Source organism: Butyrivibrio sp. NC3005 (assembly GCF_000424545.1).
In the GTDB taxonomy this organism is placed as follows: domain Bacteria; phylum Bacillota; class Clostridia; order Lachnospirales; family Lachnospiraceae; genus Butyrivibrio.
This window is the reverse complement of record NZ_AUKC01000037.1, coordinates 19,506-40,628: the sequence shown is the minus strand read 5'-3', so window position 1 is coordinate 40,628 and position 21,123 is coordinate 19,506. Positions and strand designations below refer to the sequence as shown.

Annotated in this window: 19 protein-coding genes; all 19 read right to left on the bottom strand. The window is 43.2% G+C overall.

Going from position 1 to position 21,123, the window contains the following annotated elements:
* Positions 1–327: 327 nt before the first annotated feature.
* The 19 genes from G634_RS20375 to G634_RS0110535 all read right to left on the bottom strand — a co-directional run bounded on the left by G634_RS20375 (position 328) and on the right by G634_RS0110535 (position 21,122).
* Complete coding sequence (locus G634_RS20375; protein ID WP_051233840.1) at positions 328–1,668, bottom strand: ArdC-like ssDNA-binding domain-containing protein; 1,341 nt, start codon at positions 1,666–1,668, stop codon at positions 328–330.
* Positions 1,661–1,807, bottom strand: a complete 147-nt coding sequence (locus G634_RS21200) for a hypothetical protein (RefSeq protein ID WP_155830565.1) — start codon at positions 1,805–1,807, stop codon at positions 1,661–1,663. The genes G634_RS20375 and G634_RS21200 overlap by 8 nt, the downstream gene beginning before the upstream one ends.
* A 159-nt stretch (positions 1,808–1,966) precedes the next feature.
* Entirely contained in the window at positions 1,967–2,824 is an 858-nt protein-coding gene (locus G634_RS18830; RefSeq protein ID WP_051233836.1) for a DUF4366 domain-containing protein, read from the bottom strand.
* The gene (locus G634_RS0110610; RefSeq protein WP_026505277.1) at positions 2,805–3,131 is read right to left on the bottom strand and encodes a DUF4315 family protein; all 327 of its coding nucleotides are present in this window, start codon (positions 3,129–3,131) and stop codon (positions 2,805–2,807) included. Before G634_RS0110610 ends, G634_RS18830 begins: the two co-directional genes overlap by 20 nt.
* An 11-nt stretch (positions 3,132–3,142) precedes the next feature.
* Positions 3,143–4,876: a C40 family peptidase gene (locus tag G634_RS18825; protein WP_051233834.1), complete on the bottom strand. Its 1,734-nt coding sequence runs from the start codon at positions 4,874–4,876 to the stop codon at positions 3,143–3,145.
* On the bottom strand, positions 4,877–7,267 hold the full coding sequence (locus G634_RS0110600) for a VirB4-like conjugal transfer ATPase, CD1110 family (protein WP_026505276.1): 2,391 nt from the start codon (positions 7,265–7,267) through the stop codon (positions 4,877–4,879).
* Positions 7,197–7,655 (bottom strand): PrgI family protein, encoded by a 459-nt coding sequence (locus tag G634_RS0110595; RefSeq protein ID WP_026505275.1) that lies wholly within the window; start codon positions 7,653–7,655, stop codon positions 7,197–7,199. Before G634_RS0110595 ends, G634_RS0110600 begins: the two co-directional genes overlap by 71 nt.
* Positions 7,656–7,667: 12 nt before the next feature.
* The gene (locus tag G634_RS0110590) at positions 7,668–8,534 is read right to left on the bottom strand and encodes a VirB6/TrbL-like conjugal transfer protein, CD1112 family (protein WP_026505274.1); all 867 of its coding nucleotides are present in this window, start codon (positions 8,532–8,534) and stop codon (positions 7,668–7,670) included.
* Positions 8,535–8,608: 74 nt separating this feature from the next.
* Positions 8,609–8,824, bottom strand: a complete 216-nt coding sequence (locus G634_RS0110585) for a Maff2 family mobile element protein (protein ID WP_026505273.1) — start codon at positions 8,822–8,824, stop codon at positions 8,609–8,611.
* 507 nt (positions 8,825–9,331) lie between these two features.
* A complete protein-coding gene (locus G634_RS0110580; protein WP_026505272.1) occupies positions 9,332–9,856 on the bottom strand; it encodes a histidine phosphatase family protein in 525 nt (174 codons plus the stop codon).
* Positions 9,857–9,934: 78 nt separating this feature from the next.
* Entirely contained in the window at positions 9,935–11,866 is a 1,932-nt protein-coding gene (locus G634_RS20370) for a zinc-ribbon domain-containing protein (protein WP_051233832.1), read from the bottom strand.
* Complete coding sequence (locus tag G634_RS0110570) at positions 11,859–12,596, bottom strand: hypothetical protein (RefSeq protein WP_026505271.1); 738 nt, start codon at positions 12,594–12,596, stop codon at positions 11,859–11,861. The genes G634_RS20370 and G634_RS0110570 overlap by 8 nt, the downstream gene beginning before the upstream one ends.
* Positions 12,596–14,152, bottom strand: a complete 1,557-nt coding sequence (locus G634_RS0110565; RefSeq protein ID WP_026505270.1) for a site-specific integrase — start codon at positions 14,150–14,152, stop codon at positions 12,596–12,598. The genes G634_RS0110570 and G634_RS0110565 overlap by 1 nt, the downstream gene beginning before the upstream one ends.
* The gene (locus tag G634_RS0110560; RefSeq protein WP_026505269.1) at positions 14,130–15,998 is read right to left on the bottom strand and encodes a hypothetical protein; all 1,869 of its coding nucleotides are present in this window, start codon (positions 15,996–15,998) and stop codon (positions 14,130–14,132) included. Before G634_RS0110560 ends, G634_RS0110565 begins: the two co-directional genes overlap by 23 nt.
* Positions 15,988–17,295, bottom strand: a complete 1,308-nt coding sequence (locus G634_RS0110555; protein WP_026505268.1) for a site-specific integrase — start codon at positions 17,293–17,295, stop codon at positions 15,988–15,990. Before G634_RS0110555 ends, G634_RS0110560 begins: the two co-directional genes overlap by 11 nt.
* A 497-nt stretch (positions 17,296–17,792) precedes the next feature.
* On the bottom strand, positions 17,793–18,299 hold the full coding sequence (locus G634_RS0110550; RefSeq protein WP_004602782.1) for a nitroreductase family protein: 507 nt from the start codon (positions 18,297–18,299) through the stop codon (positions 17,793–17,795).
* A 211-nt stretch (positions 18,300–18,510) separates the two neighbouring features.
* Positions 18,511–20,280, bottom strand: coding sequence for a VirD4-like conjugal transfer protein, CD1115 family (locus G634_RS0110545; protein WP_026505267.1), 1,770 nt, complete (start codon positions 20,278–20,280; stop codon positions 18,511–18,513).
* Positions 20,277–20,762 carry a PcfB family protein gene (locus G634_RS0110540; RefSeq protein WP_026505266.1) on the bottom strand — a complete coding sequence of 162 codons (486 nt, stop codon included), beginning with the start codon at positions 20,760–20,762 and terminating at the stop codon, positions 20,277–20,279. The genes G634_RS0110545 and G634_RS0110540 overlap by 4 nt, the downstream gene beginning before the upstream one ends.
* 30 nt (positions 20,763–20,792) lie before the next feature.
* Positions 20,793–21,122, bottom strand: coding sequence for a DUF7768 domain-containing protein (locus G634_RS0110535; protein ID WP_004602785.1), 330 nt, complete (start codon positions 21,120–21,122; stop codon positions 20,793–20,795).
* Between the last annotated feature and the right edge of the window lies 1 nt (position 21,123).

Below are 21,123 nucleotides of genomic sequence, written 5' to 3'. Positions count from 1 at the left end.
AAATGCAGAAAGAAAAATCAGCCTGACCCCGGAGCGGAACCGTTGTCAAGGAAACCGTGGAATACCGGAACCGGCAAAGCCGGTGAGGATATGCCGCGAAAGTCCCTTGACATAAGGTTCACGGATTATCCTATACATCTGGTCAGCAAGTGTGCTTGCTGGCCTGCTTCCGGCGAGGACGGGTGCGGGCAGAGCCCGCTGATTGGGTCAAGGGACTGGTCCCTTGCAGGTTCTTAGGGCGGCGCCCTAAGCCCTCGGAGAGCTTTTCGGTATCAATATCTACATTTTCAAGGTTCGTTTGAGCCTTTTTCTTTTTAGCTCATTCTTTCATAGGTCACTTGACACTACCTTCTTTTTACCTGCTGTCCTGCTTTTTTGCGAACGGATACCCGCCTTTTCCGAACGTAACTTTTCCGTTACGGATTCTTTCTTCTGACTATCCTCCAATTCCGGCATAAGCTTCTTTATATCTTCAGCAGCCTTTACCACAAGAGGATGCTTCGCCAGCTTCGGGAAGAACTCCTGTATCATCTCCATATTCAGTCGGTTTCCAACCACAAGATCAAATTCATTTGCAATAAGTTCATCATCGCTGATACTGAACCCTATGGTCTTGACTCCATTCATCCTGTCTGCCGGAATGCTCTTATAGATATCCACAGCCTGCTGTAAGGTCAGATTCTCATGAAATTCCCCCAAAGAATGAAACTCTCCACATTCTGCGACATAGAAACTGATTGGCTGTTTCTCTTTGGTCAGTTCCGCCATCCTCGAATCAATCTTTGTAATCAGGTCTGCTGCAGCCTCACGAATCGTATTCAAAGACGCTTTCAGTTCTGGCATCTCTTTTCCCTGTGACCAGGTAGCTACATAGGCAAAACTGTAATCTGATGTATCAATTCCATAGTGCTGGCATACAGTGTAAGCTACACTCTCTGCTTCAACTTCCTTACTGTTCCTGGACTGCTTATTGTCTTTCTGCGCTTCTGTATTATGAAGCTTTGCATGAGCCATTTCATGAATCGCTGTCTTTATCGTCTGGATCTCACTCATACCGGTATTGATTGCGATACGATTCTCTTCTGTATGAAAATAGCCCTTAGCTCCGGAAGCAATATCTTCAAATCCAATCGGTACAGGACTTGCCGCCTTGATTGCTTCAAAAAAATTCTGATATTCTTCCACATTTCCTGTAAGCTCATCCACTCCGATCTGAGGCAGAGGATCACCTTCAGTCTGTGAGATATCAAAAGTACTCACCGGCTTAAACGCTGTCAGATTGATCTCTACTTTTTCCTTCACAGCCTCCCCGTCTTTATCAAGAACAGCTTTGCCGGATTCATCCAGCTTATCCTGTTCTTTTTCCAGCTTAAATGGTGCCGGTGCCAGAATCCTTATGCCCTTCTCTCCCTTCTTTACAAAACGTCCCATTTTCTTCCATCCGGTGTAAGATTGAACCAGCGTTGCATCGGGCTTTTGCATCATGATCAGGATGTTATTGTTTACCGAATAATGCGGAAACTTTGCCATGGTATTCAAGAGGTCCTGATACTGAGAAGAGTTAAATACAGCCTGCACTCCCTGCTCCAGTTTTTCTGTAATATCCTTAAGTTCCGCCTTTCGTTGCTCATTTGCTCTCTTTAGATCATAGGTATAGGTGCTACTCATTCTCTTTCACCTCCTTCCGGTATTGATTCAGCTTTCTGGTGAGTGACTTTTCTTTGCTGATTGCGCTTCGCTTCTCATGCTTTTTCTTTAGCTGTTCTAAGCCTTCCATGTATCCGTTGTATCGTGATCTTCTTGCCATAGACTCTCCTTTCGTAATCCATAAAAGGAGCAATCCATGATGTTTGATGTTTGAAAGGCAGGTATACATATGACCATTCAATTCAAGTTTCATCCCAAAAATCAATTAAACCATGCGCCATAGTTCATCATGGACTGCCCCTGTGAAGCAGGCACTCAATTATTCTTCCGAATCAGTATCATCTTCATCTGGAGCTTCTGTATCTTCTGATTGCTCTTCATCATCGGAATCGTCTTCCGTCACATCCTCTGCATCCGCAAGATAATCTTCTTCATCATCTTCTGAATAATCCTCATCCGGATCTACTTCACTGGAATGCTTATCTGTTTTCCTGCCCTTCAGATACTTGTACCCCATAAAGCCACCTGCACCGAGGAGCAACAGCAAGGTAAGAATGGCTGCCGGACTGACGGAAAAGCCTTTTCGCGCTTCTTTCACCTCAGGCTTCTTTTCTGTAACCGGCTCTTCTACCTTTACCTTTTCCGTCTCCTCTGCAGGTTTCTTTTCCTTTGCATCCTGGAAGGCCTTCTGTTCATCTTCATTCATAAGAGCCATCAGATCTGCTTCATCTACCATATTCAGGAAATGGACGTTTTCTCCGCCCTGATCATCACGATCAATGATGATATAAAAGTATTGTCCACTCTTTGTTACAACGGTAATAAACTGCTTACCTCCAGCTTCTGTGGAACCATAATCGTCTACGATCTTCATGTTGCCATCCGGAGTAAGTGGTCCCATCTTTTCCTCTTTCTGTTCCTTTGGCTGCTGCTCTTCCTGCGTTGCTTCTGTCTCGTCCGCCTTCTCTGCATTATCCTGTGCCTGGCAAAGTTCCGGATGCTCCTTGCATACCGGACAATTCTCATTTTTACTGTCATCAGAACACTTGCTTTCACAGTTACATTCTGCTTCCGGACCGGTATGGGCAAATGCTGTTATTGGAGTTGTGCCAACAAAAAAAGCTGTAGCACAAGCCACAGCTCCGATGAGTCTCTTATTAAATTTCATAGTTTTCATTTTCTGTATCCTCCTTATCCACATCACTCTCATACGATGACTCTGTATCGCTTCCATTACCGGAAGATTCTTTTGAAACAGATGTACCATTCGTAGCCGGAGCTTTCAGCCCATCCGATGCTGCAAGCTGTAAAATCCTTGCCACCTCTTCCGGTGTAAGTTTCATTGCGCCGACATCAGAAAGGATCTGGCTTGCCTCTGCTTCCTTTAATTTTGCCTGAGCCGTTTTCAGACGTTCCTCCGCCAGATCTCTCCGTTTTTCGCAATGCCTTACTTCCTCGCGAAGTTTATCCAATCGTTCAAACATGATATCGCCTCCTATTTTTTGATTCTTCCAAAGGTATAAAAGTGTTTCTGCCAATAGGCCGTTTTAATGGATGTATATTGAATCGGGTTGCCGCAATGGATCATCATGCCATTTCCCACATAGATTCCAACATGACTGGCACCGGCCGTATTATAGGTTCCCTGGAAAAAGATCAGATCTCCCGGTTTTGCCTCTTCCTTTGATACCCTGGTACAACAATCGTTTAAAAGACCATTCGCAGTCTGCCTTCCAACACTCCATCCATTACCACAATGATTGATGACATAGCTTACAAATCCGGAACAGTCAAAGCTCGTGCTTGGGCTACTTCCGCCCCAAACATAAGGATAGCCAAGATACTTTTCAGCCTCCTTGATCATATTTGCAAATTTCGTGTCGGTAAGAGCTTCCGGCGGGACCTCATAATGCGGACACTCTGCCGGATCAGGATTGGAATACGGATCACCCTCAAACAGATAAGCCTTGTTTCCTCTTGTTTCAAGAAGAAGCTCATATCGACTCATCTGATCCTCTGTCAATCCCATGCTTCTTACTACAGCATCCATTGTTGCATTTGTAAGCGTTGTTACAAGAACATGCCAGTCATATTCCACTTCCACCTCATAGGTGTAGTCCTCCGAAGATGTAGTACCGTCAGAATTATGAACTGTTCTTGTACCGGTTCTGGTCTCGGTGCGTTTCCTTTTCTCGATCAATGCTTTTGTACTCAGCTTATACTGGGCATGGAAGATCTCCGTCAGCTTGCTCTGCACCTCAGATTCTGTGTAATCCTCATAAAGTACAGTCAGTAGGGCTGCCAGCTGATAAGGATTATGATTGACCTCTGCCAGGTTATAACGATACTCGTCATAGCCCGGATGTGTCTTTGGAATATCCTTGATCTGTTTCTGCAGGTCTGCCTCTTTATCCTTATAGTCCTGTTCGACCGCCTTAATATCATCGTCATCTGCCGTATATGACGTTGCTATTGTGGTATCACTAAAGGAACCAAATAAGCCTCCGGTAAGTCCCGCACTTCCCGAGATCATAACAATAAGAATAAGTAACACAACCGCAAGAATAAGGACTAGGGGATTATCCATGATCTTCTCCCGGATCCACTCAGCGAACCTGCCCACCAGGTCTTCTGCTTTATCCGCGAACTTCTTTGACAGACTTCCCACCTGATTGGCGGCTTCCTTTTGAGACTTCTTATAGGCAGCCTTCTGAAATTCCTTTTTCATGTAGTTCTTCTGAACTTCATGGGTGCCTGATTTCGGCTCCACTCCCTTCTTTGCATTCTTATGAAGCTTCTTCGAATACCGGCTCTTATCCGTTTCATCAGATGCATTCTCTTTGCTACCAGTCCTTTTTGCCCCGTATTTCTGATGCCGAACCCTAGCTCCGATATGTTCTGCCGTCTCCGTTCCCTTATTCAAAGCTTCTGTTCCAACGTTCTCATCTTCATTGGCCTGATCGACCTGACGCTGCAGTGATATGTTTTCAATGGCCTCTGTTCGCACCTTATGTCTTCCCTGGGCCTGGAGCTTTTTGATCTTTTGCTTCTCTTCCGCTGTTAGTTCCGTAGTTCTTTTTCCATGACGAAACTTCTTGCCATATGCTTTTTTCGCTGAGGTTTCACTTTTCAGCTTCTCACCACAATGCAAATTCTCTTTTCTTTCCTGAAACTGTTCGGCGGTCCTCTTCTTATAGCTTCTCTTAGTAAACGTTTTCTCTTCATTCATTTAACTCTCCTCCACAGGCTGCGCTACTTCATCAAGCTTCGTTGTCATGATACGATAAAGCTCCAGATCCTTAGGGAATCGATCTACAAACGGAAGGATCACATTACCATAAAACAAAAGCCCTTCACCTTCTCCCGAATGTGTTACATACGAAAGCTGATGAGGGCTGATATTTAACTGTTTTGCAAGAATGGAACGATCCCCTACCGCCTGATTCAGCATGTAGATAAAGTCCGAGTTCTCAAAGATGTTCTCTACCTCTTTGGATGAAAGCAAGTCCTTTACGTTCTGAGTGATGCCGGTTGGAATACCGCCCCATTTTCTGAAACGCTTCCAGATTTCTACGGTATAGGCTGCAGTCTGTTCCTCACGAAGAAGAAGGTGCATCTCATCCATATAGTATCTGGTGGATCTTCCCTGACTTCTATTCTCTGTAACTCTTCCCCAGACCTGATCCTGAACGACCAGCATTCCGATTTTCTTCAGCTGCTTTCCAAGATCCTTTATGTCATAGCAAACAAGCCGGTTGGTGATATCCACATTGGTTCTGTGATTAAACACATTCAAAGAACCTGTAACGTAGATTTCAAGAGCTGTTGCCACATTCTTAGCCTCCGGTTCATCCTGCTTTAAAAGCGAATTATAGAGATCCTCCAAAAGTGGCATATTCTCAGGAACCGGATCAAGGAAATACCGTTGATAGATCTGATGAATACAACGGTCAATAACTGTCTTCTCTACCGGTTTTAATCCTTCCTTTCCACCGACGATCAGCTCACAAAGTGACAGGATAAAGTCCGCCTTAAGAGCGATCGGGTTATCATCATCCGAATAGTTCATGTTGATATCCATAGGATTGATGTACTGACTGCTGGTAGGACTGATCTTAATGACCTGGCCGCCAAATCTTTTTACCAGTGCACTGTACTCTGACTCTGGATCCGAGATGATAATATCATCATCCGTAACAAGAAACGCATTAGCGATCTCTCTTTTTGCCGAGAATGATTTACCTGCACCGGGTGTACCAAGAATAAGGCCATTGGGGTTCTTAAGCTTCTTTCGATCCACCATGATCAGATTATTGGAAAGAGCATTTAGGCCATAGTATAAAGCTTCATCACCTGACTGAAACAGTTCCTGCGTAGTGAATGGAACAAAGATCGCAGTAGAACTTGTGGTCATCCCTCGCTGGATCTCGATCTCATTGTAAGCAAGCGGAAGGGAACTCATAAGTCCCTGCTCCTGCTGGAAATTGAGCCTTACCAGATTGCAGTTATGCTTCTGTGCAATGGAGCTTGCCTGAAAGACATTATTTTCAAGCTCCTGCTCCGTCTTACCGGTATTAAGCACTAAAAAAGTCAGAAGGAACATACGCTCATTCTGACTCTGCAATTCTTTTAAAAGTGCTTTTGCATCCTTGCCATAAGTGGCAAGATCAGATGGAATAATATCCATATCGTAACCGGCTCTCACTGCCTTCTTCTGCTCCTCGATCTTGCTTCTGTCAAGCTCTGTGATGGTATGCTTGACCGTCTTGATGGCTTCTGTCTGATCCACCGACTGTATATGCATGGTTACGATCTGGCTGGATTCCATCCCCAGAAAATCTGCAAGCATCCTGTCTGAAATATCGGAGGCTGTAATGCTTAAGAAACTCATTGCTCCGAATATATTCCCCATCTGAAAGACTCTTCCATTCTTAAAATACAGACCTGCCGGTGCGATAAAATCCTTTACGGAAAGTCCGCTTCCAACAAGCCACTTCCAGTCAAAGAAAAACCTCTCATCATCTCCCAGATGAAACTGCTGATGCATCAGCTCCAGACGTTCTTCCCCATTCAAAGTCTTTGCCTGTACTCCCAGGCGCTTGAAATTATTTAAGATATCGATCTCGATATGAATGAGTCTTGGTTTCGCAGCCTTCATAGATTCTGCATGAATTCCAAAGGATAAATACTTGGTCTTGGTGAGACCGTTATTCCCGGCTTCCATCTGACGTTTTAACATGCCGGTATACTCATCTCTGACTTCATTGAAACCATCCTTCTGATGAGGGATCGCAATGGATTTTTCAAATTTCTCTGCATCCGTTGCCATGTTCATGAAACTGAGTTCAAAGTGAACGGAGCTATCAAAGAAGTTTAAAAAGCTACACCACTCTTCAAAGATTTCCGTCTGATCCTCCTGCTGAGCAAGCTGATAATTGATATCCTGAAACTGAATCGTCTTTGTATAATAGTCACTTCCAATTCTGCAAATGCCATCCTTAAACATTCGCTCAAAGGGAATGCTCTGCTGACTGGTTCTCGGGATCCCGTCATTTCTTTGCGCGCCTTTTATGATCTTTCTTACTCTTTTCTGATCGGCTCTCGACAAGCCCTGCGGCATTGTGATGTCTCTTCTTTTTGCTTTCAGAAACAATTTTAGCCACCTCCTTTTCTGCTTTTTCCTGCCTCATCAGGGCAGCGTAATAATTGTCTGTTTGATATGGCCTGATCTTCGGCCTGATAAATGTTGCCTGGATAAAGTGATGCATATATACCTCAAGAGGCTGTCCGTTCTTTTCATACATCGCAAAGAAGAACAGCGGCATCATAACGATCATCATTCCCATAGCCGCAAAGGTTGCATTTCCAAGCTTTTTCAAAAGAAAAAAAGTCGGAATACCGATTGCTGCAGCTATCACAAAACAGATGAGTTGACGCTTTGTGAGGTTGAATGCCACTTTACTCTTAACCTTCGTGAGATCACGAGGCACTGGAATATAAGATGCCATTTTCTTTCCTCCTTAGTGTGCGTGGAATACAGATCTTGCGATGGAACCTGTCTTAAACAGCGTAAATGCAAGAAGTAATGTAATACCCAGAACATTCCACAAAGAGCCCATGATATCTGTTGAAAATGAAACCGTCTTGACCAAAGCCGCATAGATTGCTATGCATACCATAATCAAAAATCCCTGAAAGCCAAGGGCAAAAAGGGATCTAAGGTAATTCTGTCCAATCATGCTCTGCTCTCTGTTACCAAAGGTTGCAAAAGGGATCGGAGCAAGACTGATCGTCAGGTAGATTTCAATCATTCGTCCATATACGATAGCCCAGATTAGAACTGATAAAATCGAAAATAAAGACTTCACAAAAAAGGACTGTAGGTATATGCCAAACAACGGTCCAACTTCCATAGCCTCCAGCGTTGATTTCATGGTTGCCAGGGTTGAACCATCCACCGCTGTGCTGTCTGCTATCAGTGCACCCGACTGATTGACCACATGCTGGGCTACATCAAAGACTGCCATAGTGATATTAAAGGTATTGGTGATCAGTGTTACCGCCACAAAGGTCTTGAATACCCATTTAAAAAAGATCCACGTCTCGAAATTTGCCAGGTTATTATGTGAAATAACCAACTGGATCAACTCATAACATGCAATAAAAGTAAGAATGATTCCTGCTATGGGCAGGATCACATTTTCCGACAGGTTTTTGATCAGGTTATAAACTGTAGGCTGAAACTGATCCGGCTTCTGCGCTACCTGTGTTGCTACCTCTCCAACCTTTTGATTTAAAGTTGCAAATGTCGTTGTGAGATTATCCATGATTCCACTCACCAGTATCCCTTTGAGCCAGTCCGTCAGTTTCTCCAACAAACTCTCCAATGGTTACCTCCTTTCCAGAGAGCCGTAGAACGGCTCCCTGTTTTTTATTTTCTCCCATGTCCGGAAAAAAACGATCAGTGGAACAAACCCTTAAGAAGTGGAACAAGTGTGGTTCCGATGAGGGCAACTCCTCCACCGGCCATGAGCTGCTTCATGCCCTGTGACTTAGCTCCAGGGTTGTCATTGCCATATCCCTCCATGAGGTTTACAACACCCCAAATTCCAAGACCTGCACCAAGTGCGATAACGAGTGTCTGAAGTACGCCTACTGCTGAGTTGAAAAATGCCATACTGATAAAAACCAAAAACGCAGATGATTGTTTTTTTGTCGTTTTTTGTATTTTTGTGCAAAACCCAAATATAAAAAGAGCCGTTTTTTGTCTTAAAAATACGGCTCTTTCTAACTGCGTTTTTGGTATCCTCCTTATAAATTGAATTTATTTGGGTTCCGCAGTTTATTTGAGTTTTCATGTCATTACCCCTTTCTCATGCTATAATTTGCATGAGCCTAAGGGCTTACCTGCATCCGGTGCTCATAGTTTGCCGACCATCTGCGCCGGGTGCTCTTTGACTGAAACTCAATCCAATATTCAGTTGTAATGCTCTAATTCCTGTAATCAGGTGATCTTATCCTAACCATCCTTACCTCCACGAAAAAAGGACCGCGATGTTCTGCAGTCCTTTTAAACCAGCTATTTTAATAGCTATTATCATAGCTATTATATTAAGCTCACATTTTCACTTGTTTAACTTTCAAAATTTGTTAATTGAATTCATTTGGCTCAACCATCAGCCTTTTATAAAACATACTCCTCAATCTGCCCATTATCAGGATGCACAATTCCAAGGAAATATTGCATTACAGTGCCATGACAAACAACAATGGTCTCATCGTATTTGCTATATTTTTCCAACACACCTCTGGTTCGATTGGCAATACTCTCTGCTGTTTCCCAGTCATAATTTGCACTTTCATCTTTTATTCCTTTGAATTCAGTAAATTCCCTGAAACTGTTCATAGCATCTTCGTCCGAAAGATACTTATAATTCGCATCTGCAACCCATTCATGGAGATCTGATTCTACAACCACATCCAATCCCAACTCTTTTGCGAGGATTGATGCTGTATGCATTGTTCTTCCATATGGCGAAGTTACTATTATTTTAGCTTTTTTAAGTCTCGAATCCTTAGAAGCAACTTTTATTTGCTCTATTCCTTTCTCTGACAACGGCTGCATGTTAAATCCCCAGCCCTGATATACTTTAGTATTTGCCTCAGAAAAATCTGCTTCCCCATGACGGATAAAGTAGTATTTTGCCATTTATAAAGTTCCTCCATTCCCCTTAACTGCCTTTTCTCTATTGTACGAAATGATAGAAAAGATGTAAAACAGATATCATTATGGTACTATCCTCGTCCTTGAAGGTAGCTGTCCCGAACAGCATGGGCAACCATGGCCTTTATTATGTGCATTGAGATTACTCCTGTAACTATGGCCATTAGGGCATTTCCACCACACCTTTCGGTTACTGTGAGGAAGGATTTCATCCGGGCTGAGATCAACATTTCTCTCGTAATCCCACTCTTTGGTATAATCACGGGTCTGATCAGCAAGCGAGTTGAATCCTTTTAAAGCCAATCTGCCAGCACAGTATGGGCAGCTAACACCCTGATGTCTGGAATAAACACTGAGCTTGTACCTATGACCAACGCTGCACATCCAGTGAACTGTTCTCCCAGTCATGAAAGTAACATCCTCCGGAGTGAGGCTTCCGTTAGACTCATAATCCCAATCCCTTGCTATATCAGGGTGGATACTCTTAAGATCATTATATCCAACAAGAACCCTCCTGTTGCTGCATATGGGACATCCATTTCTTACAGCATCACTTACTTTGGATTGCCAGCTATGTCCTTTATCACACTTCCACCATGCAGATATCCTTGAAGTAGAAGCTATGGAATTAGGATCTATATCCCTATTCTTTTCGTAATCCCAGCTTTTCGCTATAACATCAGGATGCTTGGTCTTCAGGTCATTGAACCCAGGCAGTATATCTTTTCCAACGCAGTATGGACAGCCTGTCCCACTCATTCTCCCCGCAACAGTAGCTTTCCAGTTATGACCTTTGCTGCACTTCCACCAGAATTTCCTGGAGCTTCCTGAAGTAACTGAATCAGGATTTTCACTGTTCTTTTCAGTGTCCCATTCTTCTGCGAGAAGCGGGTTGATAGTTGTAAGATCATTAAAACCCTTGACAACCTTTCTGCCTGTGCAACCCGGACATTTTCTCCCACTCACACGTGATGCAACAGAAGCCTTCCAGCTATGTCCTTTATCACACTTCCACCATACAAGTCTGCTTGTCCCGGCAGAAACTGTCTGAGGAGACTCATCTTTATTTTTGGAGTAGTCCCACTCGTCCAGCAGTTCAGCTTTAACAGTAGCAAGATCATTGAAGCCTGTAAGAACCATAGTTCCTGCACAATAAGGGCAGCCATTTCCACTTTTTCTTGAGTATATGACAGCTTCCCAGCTGTGTCCTTTAGAGCATCTCCACCATACCTTCATATCCTTTCCGGCAGTGACATTCTCTGGAGTCCATTCCCCATTCTTTTCATAATCCCATTCTAAAGCAAGCTCAGGGTTAGTGGTTGCAAGGTCATTAAAGCCAACCCACACCTTCTGTCCCGAGCAATACGGACAACCTCTTTCCCTGTAAACGCGGGCGTTTATAGTAGTCTGCCATGAATGTCCATGTTTACATTTCCACCATACCGGTTCTTTTGATGCATAAGAGAGTTCCTCAGGTGTAAACTGATTTTTCTCATAATCCCATTCTGAAGCGATTTCAGGATTATAACTTGCAAAATCATTTTCACCCTGCCTTACATTTGCAGACAGTGCCTCGCATTTCGGACAGCCATGTCCTGCCTTCCTGTGATAAACAGCCGTTTTCCAACTGTGTCCCCTGCTACATATCCACCATACTTTCTTATCACATCCGCTAAGGATTTCTGTCGGCTTAAGATCACCATTCCTTTCATAATCCCACTGGGCAGCGACTTCCGGCATGGTAGTAGCAAGGTCATTATATCCTGGCCATGCCTTCCTGCCTTCACAATATGGACAGCCACAACCACGTACTGCCCTGGTATTTATGATGGCATCCCAGCTGTGCCCTTCACTGCATTTCCACCATGCTCTTATACCGGAACCAGGCATTACATCTTCCGGATTACGTCCTGCATTTTTCTCTGTATCCCATTCCATGGCAAGTTCAGGTTTTAGCGTCCCAAGGTCATTAACGCCCTTTATAAGCTTACTCATACGAATCCACCTGCCTCTCCAGCTCCTCAATCAATCTATCCGTGGCAGACTTTCTCGTCTCTGTCTTTACCTGTTCCCCATCAAATGGCTGCGGACGTTTTCCTTCAACAAGCTTATTAAATGCCTCGGGTCTGACAATCTTGTTGTCATCCGTCTGTATATGATGCTCCCTGAGAATCTGGTGGGCTATTTCGGGATAGACATTTTCCCTGATATAGCTGCGAAGATATACATTCTGACGCTTTTCGGCATTAAGCTCCTTCTTTGTTTCAACAAGCCCGACTTCTTTTTCCTGGGCAAGATTCCTGTACTTTCTGACCTCAGCACGGTCTTTCTCTCTTTCCTGCAGAAGCCTGTTATACTTGTCAGACACATCAGCAAGTTCAAGGTATGCCTTTTTCCAGTAAGCATCAATTTCATAAAGGTGCTTTATCAGCTCATCCAATGAATGGCACTGTTTTATAATTCCCTCCACATCAAGACTTTTATAAGCTACAATACCCTTGTCTTTTAGGGAATCATGCAGGCTTTCTTTAAGCTCATCTATATGTTTCCTTACCTCTTCATCCCTCCGGAAATGGTAGCCTTCAAAGTCATAACCATTTCTGGTGGCATACTGTGCAATGCGGTTAAACATGAGCTTTCCAGGATCTCCACCAACTTCTTCCTTAAAATACTCATCGACTATGCTTATAAGCTGCGATGAATCTGCCTTTCTTGGTCTCCCCATCAGTTGCCACCTCCACGATATTTTCTTTTCAAAAGTTCTGCATATGAGCCTGCGTCTGCATGAAGTTTTAAGATAGCCGATGCTATATCCTCCTGATATCCCATGCCCTTACGGACCAGTTCTATCATCTGCATCAGGTACTCTCCGTCCCCGTCCACAGCCTTCTTACGCTCACTGCTAAGGCTCAGCACCAGCCCCGGATTATCAGGATAGAAGTGCCTGCAGGTGGTGCATTCACCAAGAGCATGTGTGCCGTTAAAATCCTTAAGGCAGTCATCTATACTTCCCGCAGCCATACAACAGGAATCACACCAGCCATCCTGAACACGGATGCAATCCTTGGGAAGATCAACCCAGTAATTCTGTGAACCTTCAAGCTCGGCTCCATTGCCCCAGCCATGATATTTTTCATATACAATGCTCTCAACTATACCTGAAAGATTCCCATAATAGTGGGCGCTTGACGCTATGTTCTCGTGACCTGCAAGTTCCTTACAGATAACTGGAGATCCTCCTGACAGTATGAGATTTATCATAGCAAGATGCCTTGTATCTCCAAGGTGAACGGGATAATCAGCATCGCCCATTATCTCCTTGCACAGGCTACGGAGTCTCTCACGGGCATGTCCGTAATTAAGGTAATCCGCACAGCGTACATCATCAGATATCAGAAACAGTGTCCCGAGGCCAGCCCTGGCATATCCTGTATTCTCCACCTTAAGGTTCTGATACCACGATACCTCTTTATAAAGGTGTTCGGGTATCTCATATCTGAACAGCTCATAGTCAGTCTCTACCCTGTATGCCAGTTTACGTCTGCCTTTCTTCAACTTCGTCCTGCGGATTGTAAGAAAGTATTTTCCGCCCTCTTCAGCAAGACAGTCATGTGGTGTAAGCAAAAACTCCGTAACCCTGAGAGGCAGTATAGAAGTGACATCCCACCACATATATATGGGAAAGTAGAATACTTTGTCCTGCATGCTGCAGTTTTCCCAGAACTCCCTTATAGCCTTGTCGAAACGAAGGTAGTATTTGAAATCGGCAAGTGTCCGGGTTGCCGAATAATTCTTCTGATAGCTGAACTCTTCCAGATCATCTATGACTGAATCACGTGTAACACCTCCCTCCGGCAGGAGCTTCAAAAGATTCAGGACATGTGCCTTTCCATCCTCATCAAACTCCAGAACATCTTCATAATCCATTCCGGCCACATCCCTGAAAAGCCTTGTAATGATCATAAGTGTGGCTCTTGCATATGTTCCAAGGTTCAGTGCTACATAAGCCTTTATTGAATCCCTGTAACACTCAAAAGTGCAGTCTGTCCATTTCTCTGCATGCTCCACATATGCCGTTTCATCGATGCTAAATATAAGAGTGCTGTTACGCAGATCATCTGTAAGATGCCATGCATCATCATCGTATCTGCCTCCAAAAATAACCCCCTTCATTCTGAATCTGCCAAAGTTTGCCCTTGCTGCTTTTATAGTTTCATCATCCAGAACAGTTATAGTCTGGAATCTCGAATACCCGTCTTTAATTTCTTCCTGCATCAGCATCTGTGATCCTGCGCCCCCTTTCCGTGATTTCCATTATGGTCTCCATATCCGCATCGGGATACATCATCTCTATACTCGATATAACCTCTGACAAACAGGGAATAACTCCATTTTTCAGAAGTTTCCTTACCCTGTCACGTTCTGTCCCTTCGGCTGATTCAAGCCTGGTACAAAGCGCTCTGTATTCCCTTATCAGTATCTGTACTGATGATTTGGTATATATTTCATACCTGCATCCCATGCACCCACTTCTTGAAGGTTCCACACAGCCATGATCTGCAGCCGTCATAAGGCAGAGGAACCTATCTGATTTGGCAGGAGCTGCACCTGCCGCTATCCTCTGCATTACCATTCCTATATTTTGACGATCCATTCCATTCATGGCGGTCTCAACAACTTCGCCAGCTTTATAGAATGAATCTGTTACTGTTTCCGTTATCTCCTCCAGCTGAAGTGCATTGAGTCCAATCTGCTTTATGAGTTTTGTCTGGGCTGCAACTCCAATCCTGCGAAAATCCTTTCCTGAATACATCTCAAGAAGCAGTGCCGGTATAAATCCGAATATCCCTCTTTCAAACATTTCCATGAGGATGAACTCAGGTGTGTATCCGGTAAACGAAGCATCCTGAAGATATACATCCGTAACATCTGAAAGTCCTCCAAGGCTGCATTTATGGCTTCTTGCCAGTGATGCCAGCATATATCCTTTGGGCCTTCCAACTTCATCATCACCCTCTGCAGCTATTCCCTGCATATATGATTTGTTGGCTCTCCTTGAATGTATCTTTCCTGTTACTTTCTTAGAGAAATCCTCTCCAAAGAATTCCTTTACATCTAGCGGGTCACTTTCCGTCCCTACGAACGGATCTCCGTCTTCCCTGAACGATAACGAGATCGACATGATTATCCCAAGAGGAACCTTAATGCTCTCAGGAATCTGAATCTTTAAAGAACCTATCCCAGAATAACGTCTGCTCTTATGTGGATTCTTTGGCTTCATGCCCAGCCGGAAAATGAATTCCTCTGTAACTGAACGCGCTTCATCATCAGAAAAAAATCCATCACATATCCTGTTCCTTAAGTCTTCCCCTTTGTACGGGAGAGATGGTACAGGGAGCCTTTTAAAATCACTCTTTCTTACCGCTCCCATAAAATGCATTGCAGTATAAAGCCAGAGGTCTGCATATCGTCTGCGTCCACATGCCTTTCTGATAAGATCATGCTCTTTCCAATAATCCGTATCAAAGGCTGCGCAGGCCATAGCGGCATACTCATCCAGTGAATATGCACCCCTGTCCTGTTTTACAAGCTGGCGTGAAGCAAACCTGTAATTCCAGTTACTTAGCCTGCTTCCGTTATATTCATAGTTCATGAAGCTGCAAAAAAGCTTCATGACTACTATTTCCATTTCTTTATTTCCTTCTTCTATAAGTGCATCAATTTCATCCTGCGTATAAAAAGCTATTTCTTTTGTTAATGATGCCAGAACGAAGTCCGTCATCTTATATGCCGCAGGCTGCCTCTTTATGCTTTCATCCATCATAAATGACGATATCCTGTCACAGGTATCGGGAAATATCTCATGATAAGCTTCCAGCATAAGATCTATCTTTTCCTCACCAGTCCTCTTATATGCCCTGAGCCACAGCTTCAGTCTTTCTCTGAAAGGCTCAACAGAACTGATGAAGACATCTTTATTCCTGAATTCAGGTGTCAGGCCAAACCAATCATTCATGTCCATGAATACCAGCAATGCATCTCTTCCGGGAAGAGTATCTCTGTAGCGTGAATCAATGCTTTGCGCCACTGACAGTGCTTCCTTATACAGCGAAACCTCATTCATCATCCGCATCTCCTCCTATATCAAGAAGTGCAGAGATCAGCCTGTCTGCTGTAATCTGAAGTTCACGTACAAGGTCGCCCTTGTTCTGGAGATAGTGGAAGGCACTATCAGGGCTCTTGTCACCTCTCCAGAACTGGATATTTGCAATATCTTCTCCGCGAAGCACGAGCTGTACCGTGAACCAATGCCTCATGGCATGAGTTCCCAGGTTGTTCTCATAAAGCATCTGTCCATAAAGCCTGAATTCCGGATCGGTGCTGTTTATGAGCCACGGACGCAGATGATCGTTTATCAGTGTCTTAAACTTTCTTCTGTATGTCTCATATGACATGGCAAGTCCGTTGGCATTTACAAACATAGGTGCAAACTCTTCTTCATAATCAGCCGACTTCAGATATGCCTTGTGAAACTCATACATTTCCATAAACACTTTTATGAAATCAGGATACACGCCCTGTTTCCTGTGTTTCTTGATGTTTCCTGTATCCGAATCATCACTTCTTAGCTTGTATTCTCTTGTGAGGTCAATCTCAACTCTTCTTACCTGACCTCCCACCTCAACAAACCTAAGTCCGGGACCATACTTGCTTCCTTCCTGCCTGACGTTACAGACTTCACCGGCTCGCAGTCCGGCAAATGCCTGGAGTGCTATACCAAAAGCTATATCCGGAGCATACTTTTTTGCCATTGGGATCAGTATCTCCATAACTCTTGATGGCATATCCCTAAAAGGTCCATCGTTCTCTTCAAAGATTCCTGTTGCCTGAAAATCAGGAATATGCCTGACTTCGAGCTTTCCAGTGTGAAGTCTTATAGTCTTTTCAACATAGAGTTCATCACGGGTCACTTTTACAAAACCACCAAACTTCCTGGATAGATTTGCCATAAATGCAGTAACATCTGCAATGCATGTCACCACAGTGCTTTCTTTGTGATACCCACCTTCAGGCTTCTCTGTCATTGCATAGCTGTTAAAGTATTCCTCCAACATCGGCTTTGTGATATCAAAGACATGCTTTACCCCAAGCCTCTTTCCATTCTCAACAATCACGTAGTTGAGCATTCCACAGATGAAGTGTAATTTCGGCTCAGGGTCAGCCTGCAATGGCTTATAAGTCCTCCCTGAGTAAATACCTGCATAATCTTCAAGCCTTGTGAATCTTACAATCATCCCATAGCCATTCTTAAGCACTATGAATGATCTTCTGTAACTGATACCATTCTCGAGGCTGTTCCTTATGCTGAATACCGCATACCGCATCATCCTTTCCGGAGCCAGATAATTCTGTTCCTTATCCATATATATTTTTTCTCCTTTCCGGCCATAGTCTTCTATGACCCAAGGGAGTATTATATGGTAAGGAGACACAAAAAAAGACAAAACTATTTCGTCTTTTTCTTACTCTGAACAGTTTTGTCTCTCACATGTTTTGTCGCAAAAATATCTCCTGCAACAAAACTCATTCATTCCAGTATTTATGCGGTTTAAAGGCTTGTTTGGGATTTTGTCTCGCGGAAGTTGGTTTTATAAATCCTCCTTGTGATTAAAAAAATTGATTGTTTGTAGTTGCAGGCATTAAAAAAGAGCCATGGCTGATCAGGCCGTGACTCTCGTTAATTACCCTTAAAAAAAGTTCCATATTCAGTTGTAAGCCGGATGTCTTCTGCAGTGACTTTTCCGGCACAGCGCTGCATTAATTAACGCGGAATCTTCCGCTATACTCCTCTACAGGAGTAAATACGGCGGCAGGTTATGACTCCTGCTTTACAATCGCCCTTGGGCTACGCCGCAATTTTTTATAAAATAGTTACCATTGAATCAATTGGATTTCTTTTTTTATCGCTAGATACACCTTTGAAATCGCTAGCGCGAAATCCCAAATCCAGGAAACAAATAGGATAGATGTTTTCTGGCAAATCAAAAACATTCTGTGTTTTAAGAACATCATTCACTCCAGCCCAACATGTATCCAATCCTATATCTGTTGCTGCCAGCATCATATGTGTTGCTGCAATAACACCATCTGTCAAATAGCTATTTCCACCCTGAAAATTACTTGCAGCATTTTTATCGGAACATACTAGAATTACCATCGGTGCTCCATAACGGCATGGATGAACACTGTCCATCTTCTGAAGAGCTTCTCCACTTTTTAGTATATACACTCGTTGTGGTTGTTTATTAAAAGCTGTTGGTGCTAAGCGCCCTGCTTCCAGAATATATTTCACTTGATCTTCTGTTGGCTTTGTATCGCTATACTTACGAACAGACTCTCTCTTCTGAATAACTTTATTAAATTCCATATCTATAATCTCCTTTGATACATTGATTCTGTTATTTAAAAGATATGGTAGTTACTCAAAAAATCCAAAACTCCACAGTAACATAGCAAATTTCATGAATCTCATTCCTCCAGCGAATATATTAAATATAAGTTAAATAACTCATCCTCAATTATACGGGATGAATTTTAAAAATGTCAGTGAAAAATTTCTTCTCTTATACTCCATTAGCCTAGGCATCGTTAAATACTTCGTATTCATCATTTGGATGAAGGACAAGCTTTCTGTTTAGATACTTCTCAATATCAAACCAGTTCTTCTTGTCATAGTCTGCTGTCAGCGGATAGTTTGGATGCTTTGTCAGGTCATACTTATCTGAGAGAAAAGGTCTCACGCCTCTCACCTGCACGATACATTTACTGCCATCCATAACAGCAAGTTCATCCATACTCATCAGCTCTTTGCCAAGCTTCTGATAGTTCATATTGTAGGACTCCTGAGAACCCTTAGTATTTCCTGTGGTGTACATATCAATGGTTTCCTTGCCAAGAATCTCTGTAAGATCCTTAAGCGTTGTCTTCTCAGTTCCACCAAGGAAGATCTGTGAATCCATGTTGCCGATAATGGTATCCGCATTATCTTTGTAGATTGCCTTAAGCTGTGACTTTGCCTGCAAAACCAGGCAGGCACTAATCTCACGGGATCTGATAGTTGCCACAAGTTTTTCCAGATTAGGAATCTGTCCGATATTGGCGCACTCATCTACGAGGCACCTTACATGGACCGGAAGCCTTCCACCGTAAACATCATCAGCTTTCTCGCATAAGAGATTGAACAACTGCGTGTACACCATAGATATCAGGAAATTAAAAGTGGCATCCGTATCTGACATAATCAGAAACAACGCCGTTTTCTTATCACCGATAGTATCCAGTTGTAATTCATCATAAGCTGTAATCTCTCGAAGCTCCTTGATATCGAATGGAGCCAGTCTGGCACCACAGCTTACAAGGATTGACTTAGCTGTCTTTCCAGCTGCCAATTTGTATTTCTTATATTGACGAACTGCAAAATGATTTGGATCTTTTTCTTCCAGCTCATCAAAGAGCATATCTACTGCGTTTTTGAACTCCTCATCATCTTCTCTGACCTCCATTGCGTTGATCATTTCAAGAAGTGTTGTGAAGTTCTGTTCCTCTATCGGAGCCTCATAATGGATGTAACCGATAAGCGCTGAATACAGCAGCTTTTCGGCCTTCTCCCAAAACTCTTCTCCGCCTTTTCCTTCACCTTTAGTGTTTGCTATTAACGTAGTTACAAGCTTTAGTATATCCTTCTCACTATGAATATAAGCGAAAGGATTGTAATGCATACTCTTGTTAAAATTGATTGTATTGAAGATTTTAATTCGATACCCCTTCTTCAAAAGGGCATTGCCACATTCAAGAACCACGCTTCCCTTTGGATCAGTTACTACAAACGAACAAGGGTAATCCTTACTATCGCACTGCAGCAAGTTTGGTTTAATAAAAAAGCGTGTTTTACCTGAGCCGGAACCACCTACAACCAGCACATTCTTATTTCTTGCGTACTTTGGCTGTGATGGTCTGGAACTTAGTGTAATCTGCTCCGTCTGGGACAGAATCACATTATTCTTCGGATCAGGATCTTTGAAAGGTTCTATGTCGGAGGGCTTCCCCCATCTGGCTGAACCATATTCTTGTCCATGCCGAAACTTCTTTGCATTCTTTCCCTTCAGATAAACTGCAAGTCGTAGTGCTGCGCCACAGGCTGCACCAATAAGCAAATCAAAGGGATGTAAGCTAGGAAGCGGATTCGTAAATGCAGTTTGAAATCCACCTCCAATAATAAGCCCCTGAAGCTTTTCCGAAGCATTCATCCCTTCTGCTATTCTCCAGGCCTCACCTAAGTTGGTAGCAAACAGACCTATTGCAACATAAGGGATATTCAGGATAATCTTCTTTTTTAATTTCTGATTCATCGTGTCTGCTCCTTCCTCTTCTCAACTACCTTGCGAGGTATAGAAGCAACCTTCTCCTTTAGTTTCTTAAGCTTACCAAGTACGCTCTCCTTTGCACCTTTTTCTTTTCCAAGGGTTCTCTTGGTATAATCAGCTACCAGATCAGAGATAGCATCTGCATCCTGAGCCTTGAAAAAAATCTTATAAGTACCAGCCTCCTTATCTTTCACCACGGCATAATCTACACCGTACTTCCTGGCAAGGCGATTAAACAAATGGATATCTTCACCATCCAGCTCAATTTTCTGAGCACCTTTGCCCTGCTTAATGAGTTTTTTCACAGGCATCTTACCTGTAGGTTCTTTCTCCTTACCAAAATATTTTTTATCATGCCGGTGACGCAAATATGCTTTCAGGATATTCATAAACATACGCACTGTTGGCTTTGCACCTTTTTCCACCATGAAATGGAGCGACTTGGCTGATAGTTCTTCATTAACCACGAATTATCGCCTCCCTTCTATCTGGGCCAGTCATAGTCCAATAACTCCATCTAAGGTTGTAACAATAACCTTGGACTTTCTGGCTATTGCGATATCATCCTTCACTTCCTCATTCTGCTTATTACCACAGATAACAAGGAATCTTGCTCTACGAAGCAGATCCTCTGACATCTCCTTGAATCTCTTATGCGCTTCTGTATCCTCAGCTGAAAAGATTCCATCAAAAGCAAGGATAGGGCAAAGGGGAAGATATCCTTCCTTTACCAGTTCCTGACAGTATTTCTTGGCATCTTCTTTTGCCACAACCGGATTCTTATTCCATGCTGCAGTAACATAGGCTCTCGGTATTGTTCTACTCATG

Excerpts from the sequence above, each read along its gene's own strand:
- G634_RS0110555 (WP_026505268.1), bottom strand. The coding sequence starts at position 17,295 with ATGGATAAGGAACAGAATTATCTGGCTCCGGAAAGGATGATGCGGTAT.
- G634_RS20375 (WP_051233840.1), bottom strand. The coding sequence starts at position 1,668 with ATGAGTAGCACCTATACCTATGATCTAAAGAGAGCAAATGAGCAACGA.
- G634_RS0110560 (WP_026505269.1), bottom strand. The coding sequence starts at position 15,998 with ATGATGAATGAGGTTTCGCTGTATAAGGAAGCACTGTCAGTGGCGCAA.
- G634_RS0110535 (WP_004602785.1), bottom strand. The coding sequence starts at position 21,122 with ATGAGTAGAACAATACCGAGAGCCTATGTTACTGCAGCATGGAATAAG.
- G634_RS0110600 (WP_026505276.1), bottom strand. The coding sequence starts at position 7,267 with ATGCCGCAGGGCTTGTCGAGAGCCGATCAGAAAAGAGTAAGAAAGATC.
- G634_RS18830 (WP_051233836.1), bottom strand. The coding sequence starts at position 2,824 with ATGAAAACTATGAAATTTAATAAGAGACTCATCGGAGCTGTGGCTTGT.
- G634_RS0110585 (WP_026505273.1), bottom strand. The coding sequence starts at position 8,824 with ATGGCATTTTTCAACTCAGCAGTAGGCGTACTTCAGACACTCGTTATC.
- G634_RS0110595 (WP_026505275.1), bottom strand. The coding sequence starts at position 7,655 with ATGGCATCTTATATTCCAGTGCCTCGTGATCTCACGAAGGTTAAGAGT.
- G634_RS0110610 (WP_026505277.1), bottom strand. The coding sequence starts at position 3,131 with ATGTTTGAACGATTGGATAAACTTCGCGAGGAAGTAAGGCATTGCGAA.
- G634_RS0110570 (WP_026505271.1), bottom strand. The coding sequence starts at position 12,596 with ATGGGGAGACCAAGAAAGGCAGATTCATCGCAGCTTATAAGCATAGTC.
- G634_RS21200 (WP_155830565.1), bottom strand. The coding sequence starts at position 1,807 with ATGGCAAGAAGATCACGATACAACGGATACATGGAAGGCTTAGAACAG.
- G634_RS18825 (WP_051233834.1), bottom strand. The coding sequence starts at position 4,876 with ATGAATGAAGAGAAAACGTTTACTAAGAGAAGCTATAAGAAGAGGACC.
- G634_RS20370 (WP_051233832.1), bottom strand. The coding sequence starts at position 11,866 with ATGAGTAAGCTTATAAAGGGCGTTAATGACCTTGGGACGCTAAAACCT.
- G634_RS0110545 (WP_026505267.1), bottom strand. The coding sequence starts at position 20,280 with ATGAATCAGAAATTAAAAAAGAAGATTATCCTGAATATCCCTTATGTT.
- G634_RS0110550 (WP_004602782.1), bottom strand. The coding sequence starts at position 18,299 with ATGGAATTTAATAAAGTTATTCAGAAGAGAGAGTCTGTTCGTAAGTAT.
- G634_RS0110580 (WP_026505272.1), bottom strand. The coding sequence starts at position 9,856 with ATGGCAAAATACTACTTTATCCGTCATGGGGAAGCAGATTTTTCTGAG.
- G634_RS0110565 (WP_026505270.1), bottom strand. The coding sequence starts at position 14,152 with ATGCTGATGCAGGAAGAAATTAAAGACGGGTATTCGAGATTCCAGACT.